The following is a 14,474-nucleotide window of genomic DNA, read 5'->3' as shown; positions in this document are numbered from 1 at the left end:
GAACTGTGAACCGAGCACAATGATTATCAACTAGTTATAAGGAGGAGTGAATGATCTTGATTAAAATCAAACCTTTAGCTAAACATTTGACTGTAAGCGCTTTATCATTGAGCTTAATTATTCAGAATCCTATATCAGTTCCCATAGCTAAAGCAGAACCTGTAAGCGCAATCAATAGAATGTCTGATGCTCCGGAGAATAAATTGTCCCTATGGTACCGACAACCGGCGATAAATTGGGAAACTGATGCGCTTCCAATTGGCAATGGCCTTATGGGAGGGATGATCTTCGGTGGCATCGAGCAAGAACGCATTCAGTTAAATGAAAAAACGTTGTGGTCTGGTGGTCCAGGTTCTTCTTTTGTATATACTTGGCCTTCCACGGATGAACCAACAACGTCTAACCCGTATACATTCGGTAATCGCGAGGGTGGTGCAGATCATTTAGAGAGTGTCCGAGCTAAACTCCGCGCGGGGGATATCGATGGTGCTCACAAAGAAGCGGATGAGAATCTTACAGGCTTGAATGAAGGATTAGGAAGTTATCTAACCTTTGGTGACTTGTACCTGGACTTTGAGAAGTCCTCAACAAGCAATGTAGAGAATTATCGTCGTGAACTTGATCTTGAAGACGCGATATCTCGAGTTAAATACTCGCTGGATGGAGTAGAGTATACTCGTGAGTACTTTGTCAGCTATCCAGATAAAGTAATGGTTACACGTCTGACAGCCAATCAGCCAGGTAAGTTATCCTTGGATGTACGCCCGACAAGTGCTCATGGAGGAACCATCACGGCTAGTGGTAACAACATTAATATTAGGGGCAATGTACAAGACAACAATATGCTATATGAAGCGAACTTCCGTGTACTAAATCAAGGTGGAAATATAACACCAGGTAACGGAATGATCCATGCAGTGAATGTAGATTCGCTAACTATTCTTACGTCATTAGGCACCAACTATGCCAACAGCTATCCAACTTATAGAGGAACTGATCCGCATAATGAGGAAGTGGCGATATTAGATGCCGCAGAGAGTAAATCTTACGAAACACTACTTGAGAATCACAAGAAAGATTATAAGTCTTTGTTTGATCGTGTAAAACTAGATTTGGGGGAGTCTAAACCTACGATTCCGACAGACGAGCTCTTAGCCACCTATGCGGGAACGAAAAGTAAAGCGCTCGAGGTTTTATTTTATCAATATGGGCGATATTTGTTAATTTCATCTTCTCGTCCGGGTTCACTACCGGCTAACTTACAAGGCGTGTGGAATGATTCAAATAGAGCGCCTTGGAGCAGCGATTATCACTTCAATATCAATATTCAAATGAACTATTGGCCAGCGATGGTAACGAATCTCTCGGAGACGATGACACCACTGATTGATTACATAGATTCGCTGCGTACTCCAGGGCGAGTTTCTTCCGAGAAGTATTATGGCATTTCTGGCGCGTGGTCGGTTGGAGTAGCGAATAATCCATTAGGATATACTGCGCCTGGATGGGATTTTGATTGGGGCTGGTCGCCGGCATCCAATGCTTTTATAGCAAATAATATTTGGGAGAGTTATAAATTTTCTGGAGATATTGATCTACTGAAGTCACGAGTTTATCCAATATTGAAGGAAACGACGCGATTTTGGACCCAGTATTTAGTAGAAGATACGGATGGGACATTGGTATCCACACCATGTTACTCACCAGAGCAAGGTACGATCAGTACAGGATGTGCCTATGATCAACAGCTTGTACAAGAATTATTTACTAACTACTTGGAGGCAAGTACAACATTAGCTGTCGATTCTGATTTTCGTGAGGAAGTACAAAGTAAATTAAATCAGGTGTCTCCAATCAAAATAGGAAAGTACGGTCAAATTCAAGAATGGAAAGAGGACATCGACGATCCGAATAACAAGCATCGGCATTTGTCCCAACTAGTTGCCTTATATCCAGGCAAGCAAATTAACAAAAATACACCTGAGCTTATGGAAGCTGCCAGAGTGTCATTACAGCATCGCGGAGACGAGGGTACCGGGTGGAGCAAAGCTAACAAAATTAACATGTGGGCTCGTGCGCAAGATGGCACACATGCACATACGATTCTAGAGGGTCAGCTTACTGGAAGTACATTAAACAACTTATTCGATACGCATCCGCCATTCCAAATCGATGGCAATTTCGGAGCTACGTCCGGCATGTCTGAAATGCTGCTACAAAGTCATTTGGACAATATTGATGTTTTGCCAGCGCTCCCAGCTTCATGGCCGAAAGGAAGTTATTCAGGCTTGGTTGCCCGCGGGGGATTTGAGGTCAGTGTGAATTGGAACCATTCAAGAGCTTCAAATATCAGCGTCAAATCGAATAAAGGTAATCGTGCAGTGATTGCCTATCCAAACATAGCAGGTGCAAGTGTCCTGAATCAGGCTGGACAGAAGGTAAACTATTCTGTAGATAATAACAATCAAATTTCCTTCGACACACAAGTTGGAGACGTTTACTCGATTATTTCAATTCCTCTTCAAGACGGACAAATGTATAAGATGACAATGAAGAACAGCGGTCATTTACTGGACATTGAAGGGGCATCGGAGCAAGAGCAAGCAGCAGTTATTCAAATGCCAGAATCGTTATCTAGCAGTCAGCAGTGGTATTTAGAAAGTGTAAGTGATGGCTACTACAAAATTACTAATAACACGAGTAAAAAAGTGATTGCCGTATTAGATTCGTCAAAGGATGATGGTGCGAAGCTCGTACAGCAAACCTATACATCAGACAAATCATATAATGATGAATGGCTACTCGTAGATAAAGGGAACGGTTATTATCAGTTGGTTAATCGCAATAGCGATAAAGCACTTACGGCATCAGGCAACACAGAGAATGGGGCACAGCTGATCCAAACTTCAATAACAGATTCAGATGAGCAATTATTGAAAATAGATCCTGTAAGAGATTTATATGATCAGCAGAAGTTCAATCTAACGGTTCAACACAGCAATCTTCGTATGGACGTAAATGAAGATTCAAAAGCAGACGGGGCCGCAATCATACAATGGACTGCAGGTTCAGGCTGGAATCAGCAATGGATGTTTATGAAGACAGATCCAGGCTATTACAAAATAATTTCAATGAGCAGTTCAAAAGCATTGGCTGTAGAGAATGCTTCAACAGCAGATGGTGCGGGAATTATTCAAGCCACTTTCATCGGTGATACGAACTACAAAGATGAATGGTCTGTCGTAGATGTAGGTGATGGTTACTTTCAATTGAAAAACCGGGCTAGTGGCAAAGTCATTGAAATGCCCGATAACCGTTTATCAAACGGTGAACAATTCGTGCAAAATAAAGCCGGAACAGGAAATAATCAGAAGTTTGTATTTTCGTTAGATAGAACCGTGAACGACAATGCAACTGGATCAGGAAGTGATCAGTTTGTATACAGTTCAGGTTGGGACTATACTACTTCCGAAGGAGGGGCATTCAGTCGTGACAACCACTACTCTAACAAGGCGGGTTCATACGCACTTTTGCGTTTTACTGGCTCAAAGGTGCAATTGTATGGAGCTAAGAACGATAATCAGGGGATTGTTGCGTTTTCCATCGACGATGGTCCTGAACAACTGGTTGATACTTACGCCTCTTCGCGTTTAGATCAACAACTGCTTTTTGAAAGCTCGGAGATGTTGAATCAGGAGCATGTGCTCAATATCCGGGTTACAGATCAGAAGAATGCCAATGCAAGTAACACCTTTATTTCAATCGACCGTGCGGATATTCAGTCTCGTGTAGTTAAGGGCGTGAATAAATCCGAGGATTATTATAAACAAACGAAAGAAACAATTAACGGAGTTGACTATAGTGTAATCACCTTGAATTATAAAGGGGAAGACGCAGGGGATGCAGTTAGTGCTGCAATTGAGGCCGCCAAGACGGCACAGAAGCCAGTTATTCTAGACTTCCCGACAGAAACTTACCACTTTAAAGCATCAACCGCCAATCAAGTGCGATATTTTATTTCAAATACATCGACTATTCAGCAGACACCAAGCAGCACTCGAAAAGTAGGTCTTCTATTCAAAGATATCGATGACCTTACCATTCGAGGGAATGGCTCGACCTTGTTGTTCCATGGAGTAATGACACCCATCGTATTTGACCATGCGACCAATATCAAGGTGAACGGAATCAATATTGATTTTAACCGTCCTGTAGTGTCGGAGATGACCGTTACTGAAGTGGGCAATAACTTCATGAAAGCGAGCATACATCAGGACTCATGGTACTCTATTCAGAATAATCAATTAGTATGGTTCGGAGAAGAGAACTGGACTGAGAACGGGACTCAAAATGTACGTGCGGTGCAAGAGTATAATCCCCTCACCAAACAAACCAGGAGAGTAGATAATCCTCTGGACGGCTCAACAAGTGCGAAGGATCTCGGTAAACGCGAGGTGCAATTTAATTTCTCTAAGAGCCCGAATGTGACGGTGGGTAACACCTTCCAACTACGGGATACAGCAAGAAGAGAACAGGGTGCATTGATCTATCGAAGCAAAGATATTGTTTGGTCGGATGTCAATTTCTATGCTGCTCCGGGGCTTGGAATTGTCAGTCAATATAGTGAGAATGTAGCGATCGATAAGATGAGCTTTGCGCCTAAGGCAGGAAGTGGACGGACAAACGCATCGATGGCGGATTTCCTACAAGTTTCGGGAAGCAAAGGCGATATTCAGGTGTTGAACTCCTATTTTGCTGGAGCACAAGATGATGCCATTAATATTCATGGTACACATCTGCAGATTGTACAGATTCCGGCATCCAATCAGGTGAAGGTCCAATTTATGCATCCGGAGAGCTGGGGCTTTGATGCATTTGCCGTCGGGGATACGATGGAGTACATCAATAAATCTACTTTGCTTTCTAAGGAAAGTGCTGTGGTCACCAACGTAACACGTATTAATGATACTCAAATTCTCCTTACTCTAGATAAGACGGTACCTTCGTCGATAACTGAGAATGACTATGTGGTGGAAAATGCTACATGGACACCGAAGGTTACCATTACAAATTCAAAGTTTGAAACGATTCCGACCAGAGGCATCCTCGTGACAACGCGTGGTCCTGTTCGTATCGAGAATAACACCTTTAATGGTATGCAGATGAGTGCGATTCTGATCGCTGATGATGCGAGTAGCTGGTACGAATCTGGCATGGTGAAGGATGTCTTGATCCGCAACAATACGTTTAATAATAACGGGAATGCGGTGATTAGCGTTGAGCCGAGCACGTCTCTGACGAATCCCGATAAGACTGTACACAGTCATATCGTGATTGACGGTAACCAGTTTAATAAACCGGACGGAAACTCTGAGATTTATGCAAAGAGTGTAGACGGCTTTACGTTTACGAACAATACCGCGAATCAGGGTGGTTTTGACCTTGCTTTGGATGCATCCAAGGATGTTACCATAGCGGGAAACAGCTTCAAAGAAAGCGATGTTGATAAAAAAATCAACTTCAATCGCATGATTCCTGGCAAGGACTCCGTGGATGGAGCTCAAGGATTTGTTGTTACGCGAACGAATGATTATACACCTGACGGTTCAGAAGCAACTGAGATTCCGCAAAGTGAAATGACAGCGAAAGCTACCAGTCATCACAGCGGAGAAGAAGCGGGGAATGCCATTGACGGAGATCCCTCAACCATCTGGCATACAGAATGGGAACCTATTGCGGAGTTGCCACAATCGATAACTTTAGATCTTGGGAAACCAAGAATGATATCTAAACTAAGGTACTTGCCAAGACAAAATGGGGCACAAAACGGAAATATTACATCTTATGAGCTATTAACAAGCTTGGACGGAATATCATTTACACGGTTTACAAGCGGAAGCTGGAGTGATGACAGCAATGAGAAAATTGCAACATTCGCTCCGATTACAAGCAGATACCTGAAGCTTACTGCTACTGCAGGTCATGGAGGCTATGCATCTGTGGCAGAGCTCCATGTTAGCAAAGATGCTAGTGACGTAGGGTATCAGGAATTAGTTAAGCTTATAGCGAATGCACAAAGCAAGCATGATGGCGCCGTTGAAGGAAGTAGCATAAGTCAATATCCGGCTGGTTCGAAACAAACGCTACAGGCGGCCATTAAAACAGCACAACAAGTCATTAATAGCACTTCAATCACATCACAGCAGTTACAAAAGGCTTACGATACCTTGAATACTGCGCTACAAACCTTTGAATCGCTCAAAATTAATGATTCGAATGCCAAATCTATCACCATCACAAGCACAACTAACCGGATTAACGTTAAAGGCGGAAGTCTTTCTTTAGGGGCAGTCGTACTCCCGGTTGATCAGCCAGTGACTTGGAGTGTCTTTGAAGTGGATGGCACTGCAACAAATAAAGCGGTAATCAATCCAGCTGGTGTGTTGACGGCTGCGAAGGATGGAAATGTAAAAGTCGTTGCAACGGCGACGAATGATTCTTCTCTCTTCGGTGAAAAAGTTATTATCATCACTGGTCAAAATGATGAGAACCCGTCAACTGATCCAACGAACCGAGAGGAATTAAATTTCAACACGGGTTGGTTATTCAAACGTGAAGATGTAAGCGGAGCCCAAGTGGCAAGTTTTAACGATAGAACCTGGGAGGGAGTCAATCTGCCTCATAGCGTGCGTCTGGAGCCAAAGATTAGCGGCGGCTCTAATCAAAGCTACCAAGGCTTTGCAACGTATCGAAGACATTTCACACTCGACAATTCTTACAGCGGCAAGAAGCTATTTATAGAATTCGAAGGTGCGATGATCAACGCTGAAGTGTGGATAAACGGCACTTATCTAGGTGTCCATCACGGAGGCTACACCCCGTTTACATTCGACATCACGAAATATGTTCAATTAGAGGGGGCAACGAACGTCATTACAGTCAAGCTTGATAACAGAGATGACCCACAAACGCCACCTGGCAAGCCGCAAAGCGGTTTGGACTTTCAATATTTCGGCGGACTTTATCGAGATGTTAAACTGCATGTCATGGACAATTTACACGTTTCCGATGCTATATACGCAAATAAGGTGGCGGACGGTGGCATCTTTGTTACTTACCCAGAGGTGAGCAAAGAGGAAGCGACGGTGCAGGTGAAGACAAATATCATCAATGAATACACGAGCGCTAAGAACACCAGTGTAAAAACCACGATTGTAGACAGCAATAATCAAGTGGTTGCCACAATGGTGAGTGATCCACAGAAAATAGGAGCGGGAAGCGATCATACATTTGTCCAATCGACGACGATATCCAAACCACAGCTTTGGCATCCTGACCATCCTAATCTGTATACGGTGTATACCGCTGTGAATGATGGAGCTGCTTATGTTGATAGCTATAAGACCCGTATCGGGATTCGTCACATTCAATTTACACCTGATCAAGGTTTTCTTATCAATGGTGAAAAATTAATGTTAAATGGCGCAAATCGCCACCAAGAGTATTTGTATGTCGGTAATGCAATGCCTAACTCTGGACAGTACAGAGACGCTATGCAGCTTCGAGAAGGCGGTTTCAATAATGTGCGTACGGGTCATTATCCACAGGATCCTGCGTTCCTGGATGCGGCAGACGAGCTTGGATTGACTGTCATCGCCCCAACGCCAGGCTGGCAGTTCTTCGGAGATTCTGTCTTCCAAGAGCGTTCTTATCAAGCCATACGGGATATGGTACGCCGTGATCGAAACCATCCGAGTATTATTATGTGGGAATCCAGCTTGAATGAAACGTTCTACTCGCTGGAGTATGCACAAAACGCTCATAATGCTACCCATGAAGAATATCCAGGAGATCAGACATACACATCTGCAGAATACGGATTCTTCGGAAAAGAAGTTTATGATGTGAACTACAAAGAATTAGATACAGCATTCAAACCACTCTTTACGAGGGAATGGGGAGATGATTGGTCGGAAAGCGCAACAAGTCCTACGGGATATCGATCAGTCCGCAAAGTGGGCGAAACCGACATGCTCAACTCCATCATCATGCGTCAAAAGGCGCTAAATGGTGAAGGATACTTCGACTGGGCGGGCCTCAATGCCAATCCACGTATAGCCGGACATTCAGTTTGGAGCTTTAGCGACAACAACCGGGGTATGGATTCTGACCCGGCATATTCAGGCCTAGTGGATCTGGATCGTTATCCGAAATTTAATTATTATTTCTTCCAAAGTCAGCGTAATCCTGATGTGAAGCTAAGTGGTATCGACTCTGGACCGATGGTTTATATCGCTAATTATTGGACACCATCTTCATCTAGGAATGTTACAGTAACTAGCAATACGCAGCAAATTAAACTTTATTTGAATAATAAACTGATTGATACCCGTAGTCCTGACAGCGGATTAAAGTATGTCGCCCATCCGACATTTACTTTCAACAATGTTCCTTGGTCAGCAGGTACGTTGCGGGCTGATGGACTGATTGACGGTGAGGTCGTCGCTTCTCATACCGTGAATACGCCGGGACAGGCGGATCATTTGGCGGTTGAGTACGATAAGAAGGGGAAGGAACTTGTTGCAGACGGCTCCGATCTGGTAATGGCTTATATTACGGTGCGGGACGCTAACAACAATATAGTTCCGACAAATGATGTTTCAGTTTCTTTAAACTTGAGTGGCCCAGGAGGGCTCATCGGAAATGGTGAGACACGAACCTTTGCCAATCCGGTTGCCGTGGAAGGTGGCGTTGCCGCTGCGCTTGTGAAATCTTCTCTTGTGGATGGCACTTTAAAATTAACGGCCTCAGCGAGCGGATTGCTGTCGGGAAGTGCTGAAATTACCAGTGTTCCAAATCAAAGTATGTTTGTTCCCGGTGGAAGTGATGGAGGAGACAACTGGTTTGAAGGTGAGAATGTTGCCTTAAACAAAACCGTTAGAACAAGCAGCGAGCAAAGCGAAAATCCAGGAACGAACGGAAATGATGGAGATGACACTACTGGATGGACAGCTACAAACAGCAATTCAGATCAATGGTGGGAAGTAGATTTAGGAGAAGCCTATAACATTACGGGATCTGAAATCGTTTGGGCGAATAGTAGCTCCTATAATCAGTACAAAATTGATGTATCCGAAGATCAGGGGAACTGGACGACCATTTTGGATAAAACCAAAAATACGATAGCAACAGCACAGCAGAGGGATAAGCTTGTTGCTAATGCTCGGTATGTACGCGTAACGTTAACGGGTGTGCAAACCGGTCAGGCTAGTTTCAACGAGTTAAAAGTGTTTGGCGTAGCTCCGTTTCAAAATCAGGCGACTCAGCGCCCAGAGTTGGTAAATGTCGCATTGAATAAATCCGTCAGCGCAAGCAGTTCGGTAACTGGCAATGAGCCTATCCATGCAAACGACGGAATCAATGCCACATGGTGGGAGGCTAGTAGCAATGCCCCTGGATGGTGGCAAGTGGACCTAGGTGCCTCCTACAATTTAACAGGCAGCAAAATCCTTTGGGGAAGGGATAACATCTATTACACCTATAGAATAGAGGTTTCCTCCAACGGTAAAGAATGGTTACAAATGGCGGGCCGCTCGGCCTCAGGTCAAGATATGAGACCAGACAACTATACGGCAACTGGGGTTAGATATGTACGGGTATCCGTAGATTCACTAGCAGGGGGCAGTGGAAAAGAGAAACCAGCGATCAAGGAAATTCAAGTCTTTAGTGATCCTCAGAACGTTGCGCTTAATAAGCCCGCTACCGCAGACAGCTATCAAAGCAACAACCCAGAAGCGGCTGGTAACGATGGGAATGAAACGACTCGTTGGAGCGCGGCCGACGGAGATGTCGGACATTGGTACAAGGTAGATTTAGGGGGGATTTACGATTTATCGGGTACTCGAGTGAAGTGGGAAATGGATAATAAAAAGTATGGATATCAAATCGAGGTTTCAGAAGACGATGTAAACTGGGCTTCCGTAGTAGAAAAGTCAAGCTCACAGCAAGTGCAGTTCGACTATTTCAATACGCACGCAAGGTATGTACGAATTCATGTGACGGATATGTCCGATGGTTGGGCAAGTTTTTGGGAATTTGACGTGTACGGCGCAGTTCCGATTGATACGTCGTTGATCCCGCAATCGCAAATGACGGCTACGGCAACGAGTGAAGAGACAAGTGGTGATAATAATGATGCTTCGCAAGCCATCGATGGGAACCCGGCGACAATCTGGCATACGAAGTGGGATTTGTCTAATCCGCTTCCACAGTCGATCACCCTTAATCTTGGGAATACACACGTCATTTCGAAATTAAAGTATTTGCCAAGGCAAAATGGGGCACAAAACGGAAATATTACTTCTTATGAGTTATTAACAAGCTTGGATGGAGTCAACTTCACACCGGTTACTAGCGGACGCTGGGATGATGACAGCACTGAGAAAAACGCAGAATTCACTCCGGTCGCTAGTAGATACCTAAGACTTACTGCTATCGATGGTCATGGTGGATTGGCTTCCGCGGCAGAGCTTAACATCGTGAAGAATGAGATGGATATAGACTATCAAGACCTTGAAGTGCTTATCATGAGTGCACAAAGCATGCACGACAATGCTATTGAAGGGACTGAAGATGGCCAGTATCCAGAAGGTTCAAAACAAACATTGCAAAAAGCCATTGATCAAGCGAAGAAAGTACGCGACAGCTTATCTGTTACGCAGCAGCAATTGCAGCAAGCGGCGAATGACTTAACTGCTGCGTTGCAAGCGATGGAGGAGAGTATCAACAATCATGAGATGGTGCAATCGATCACGATTACAAGTGAATCATCAGTGATTACGACTAAGAACGGAACGCTCCAATTAGGCGCTACCGTACTTCCTACCCATGCTAATAAGTCGGTAACATGGGCTGTGTATGAAGAAGATGGCACAACAGCAACGGACAAAGCGAACATTGATCTCTCCGGTTTGCTGACGGCTGTGAAAGATGGAACCGTGAAGGTGGTCGCCACAGCAACGGATGGCTCTGGTGTTCATGATGAAATGAATATTACCATAAGTGGTCAAACGGACATTATCGATCCAGGCACTGAGCTTGTGAATGTTGAAACGATTAACATCACAAGCTCAGGAAATGTGTCCGCGATTACTGCTAAGAATGGAACTTTGAAACTAGGTGCTACCGTGCTACCTGCTAATGCTACGAATAAGCCAGTAACATGGGCTGTATACGAAGTGGATGGTATAACAGAAACGGATATCGCAACCATTGATGTATCCGGTTTGCTCACGGCTGTGAAAGATGGAACCGTGAAGGTGGTCGCCACAGCAACGGATGGCTCTGGTGTTCATGATGAAATGGTTATAACCATAAGTGGTCAAACGGATATTATCGATCCGGGTACTGAAACAGTGTATGTTGGAACGATTGACATCACTAGTGTGGGTAATGTGTCTACGATTACTGCTAAGAACGGAAGCCTGCAATTAGGCGCTATCGTGCTGCCTGATAATGCTACGAATAAGTCGGTAACATGGGCTGTATTCGAAGCTGATAGCCGAACAGCTACAGATAAAGCGACCATTGATGTTCATGGTTTGCTGACAGCTGCTAAGGATGGCATCGTAAAAGTGGTTGTAACTGCAAATGACGACTCCGGAGTAATTGGAGAAAAATCCATAACCATTACAGGACAAAGCAATCAATCTGGTAATGAAAACGGAAATGGCAACGGTAACGATAATAGTAATACTAACAACAGCAGTGGAAACACAACTACGCCACAAGTCAAAGAAAATCCGAATCGCTATGAACTGAAAGAAACGGAACTACGGATCTCAACGCAAGACGGCCACACGTCGGTGACGGCGGTCATTGATAGCAAGCGATTGGCACAGAAATTAGCTGATCTCATGGCAGCTAAGGATCGTTCGGTTCTTCATTTTGAAATTCCAGGAGAGCATGACTTGAACGCTGTAGAGTTCCCTCTTCCAATTCTGTACAACAGTATGAAAGGAAGTAGCGAAACTATTTTCACCTTACGAAGTCATTTGGGTTCTTATGACCTTCCGCTTTCCATTCTGAATCGTGGGGATGTGGAGAAGGCTGCTAAAGCTGAGGGTGCTACCTTAGTCATTCGAATCGATAATTTGACTTCACAGCAGGATCAAAAGTTCGAACACTCTAAATTAGAAAAAGGCTTGAAGCGGATAAGTGACATCATCGCATTCAAAGTCATTCTTAAATCGAATGATAAAGAAGAGGAGATCCAACATCTGGGGAATTCTTTTGTGACGCGCGTTATGTATATGAATGGTGTCATTCAAGATCCTTCGACTGCAACCGCAGTTATGATCGATCCGCTTACAGGACAATTGCGATTCGTGCCATCGGTGTTCACTATGAAGAACGGCAAGACTGAAGTCTCAATATTCGGTCAACTAAATGGCATATACGCTATAGTTCAGAACAAGAAAACATTCGATGATATGGTTGGACATTGGGCGCAAAAGGATGTTGAGACCTTAGCCTCCAAGCTGATCATTAATGGAATGACGGATCGGACGTTTGCGCCAGCAGGCCAAGTTACACGTGCACAATTTGCGGCATTGTTGGTAAGAGGAATAGGGTTAACTACGGAGTCATTATCGAATGTATTTGCAGATGTTAGTGCCACGGCGTGGTATGCGGAGGACGTGAATATAGCTGCGAAACTCGGGTTGGTTCAAGGCATAGGCGAAGGGAAATTCAGCCCGGATACAATTATTACAAGAGAGCAAATGGTCGTGATGATCATGAACGCTGTTCAGCTCATTCAAGGAGATCATAGATCAGAAGCTCAATTGCGCACATCATTTGCCGATCAGGACCAAATCTCTGATTATGCTAGCGAAGCGGTAACAGAAGCGGCAGAGAAAGGATTAATCAAAGGGAAAACAGAAACAACATTTGCACCGCAAGACGCAGCAACACGTGCTGAGGCAGCGTTGATGATTAAACAGCTTTTGCAATATTTGAAGTTTATGAATTAAGTAATATTAAATAGGCTCGGTTCAAACGATAAGTTTGAGCCGAGTTTTTTTGTTGCGTTGGAGCATCTATGTACTCAGTCAGTTAATGGAATCGAGAGAATAAATTCAGTTCCTTCTCCTGATTTACTTCGTACATTTACATCACCGTTCATCGAACGGATCAGTTGATAAGAAAGCGTAAGTCCCAATCCGGTACCCTTGCTTTTAGTTGAAAAATAAATGCTTCCCAGTCGATCCATCTGCTCGCTGCTCATACCAACCCCATTATCCATTATTATTATTTTTGCGAATTGGGATTGACGCTCGATACGGATGCTCACAATACCTGTTGAATGAACAGAGCAAGCTTCTATCGCGTTTTTGATGAAATTTATGAATAGTTGTTTGATTTCAGTAGGATTTGCAGATACATATAGTTTATCCTCCAAGGGGTGCATCTCCAAAGTAACGTTATTCATATTGGCGTACGGCGTTATGATATCTACAATTGAGCAGATTTGCTGCACAAGTTCAATTTTCTCTACTATTGAATGATTGGGTTTGGCTATCGATAAATATTCAGAAAGAATAACTTCTGTCCGCTTAATCTCTTCAAGGCAAATTTCAATATATTTCTGACTCTTTTCTCTTGTGATCGAATCATCCTTCATTAATTTTAAAAATCCCATAACCGCTGTAAGTGGATTACGGACTTCATGGGCTAGAGAGGCTGCGACATGAGCAATCGTTTCCGATTTTTCACTTTGAAGATACCTGAGATATAATTCCTTATCAGAAACTGCTTTATTAAAAAGGGAAATCAATATCCAAATTCCGAGGAAATTTTGTACTGGCATAACGAGGATATTGAACTTTAAATGCTGTATCGTGTATTGGTATTCCGTTGCAAACATAGTACCTATTGGAATAATTGAAAAGCATATCCCTGCAATGAGTGTAATAAGCTTTCGGTACTCGGAACGGCGACGGTATAGATTGGATAACAATGCGGATAAGGAGAAAGTGATGGAGAGAATAATTATCGCTGAAAATAGTCCCTGTCCACCTATAAGGAGGCGGTATACTAGAAACTCAACGATAAGAAAAACTCCAGTAGTTATGCCTCCATACACCATTCCGAAAAACATGATCACGTAACGAATGTCGAATATGATTCCATCTTGTATACTAGCAGGAAAGGTCATCGACATAAAAAGACATATCATGCAGGTGATCGTGATAAATTGTTTTGAATAGTTAACGGCTTTGTCACGATAGTAAATGGTATAAAGGACAAAAGGGGTTAGGGCAAACAATAATTGCAGTAAAATATCCTTTACATCCAGCATATTAGCCCTCCCGATAGTTTGGAAATAATTTGATATACTGTTTATTCGTTGTGACTATGAATTCCTCCTTCTGAGGGAGCGGTGTAAAGGCACTAATCATAACTATTGAGAA

General features: G+C 43.6%; 2 protein-coding genes. One reads left to right on the top strand and one right to left on the bottom strand.

The genetic code is table 11. The features are described 5' to 3' along the window. The first annotated feature begins 50 nt into the window (after positions 1–50). The gene (locus ACQKMP_RS00160) at positions 51–13,034 is read left to right on the top strand and encodes a glycosyl hydrolase family 95 catalytic domain-containing protein (protein ID WP_427468590.1); all 12,984 of its coding nucleotides are present in this window, start codon (positions 51–53) and stop codon (positions 13,032–13,034) included. Positions 13,035–13,108: 74 nt separating this feature from the next. Here ACQKMP_RS00160 and ACQKMP_RS00155 read toward each other — a convergent pair whose 3' ends face one another. Then, on the bottom strand, positions 13,109–14,362 hold the full coding sequence (locus ACQKMP_RS00155) for an ATP-binding protein (RefSeq protein ID WP_427468589.1): 1,254 nt from the start codon (positions 14,360–14,362) through the stop codon (positions 13,109–13,111). Between the last annotated feature and the right edge of the window lie 112 nt (positions 14,363–14,474).

Source organism: Paenibacillus sp. NPDC101420 (genome assembly GCF_050277435.1).
Lineage (GTDB): Bacteria > Bacillota > Bacilli > Paenibacillales > Paenibacillaceae > Paenibacillus_AQ.
This window is presented reverse-complemented; position numbering and strand designations above follow the sequence as displayed.

Excerpts from the sequence above, each read along its gene's own strand:
- ACQKMP_RS00160 (WP_427468590.1), top strand. The coding sequence starts at position 51 with ATGATCTTGATTAAAATCAAACCTTTAGCTAAACATTTGACTGTAAGC.
- ACQKMP_RS00155 (WP_427468589.1), bottom strand. The coding sequence starts at position 14,362 with ATGCTGGATGTAAAGGATATTTTACTGCAATTATTGTTTGCCCTAACC.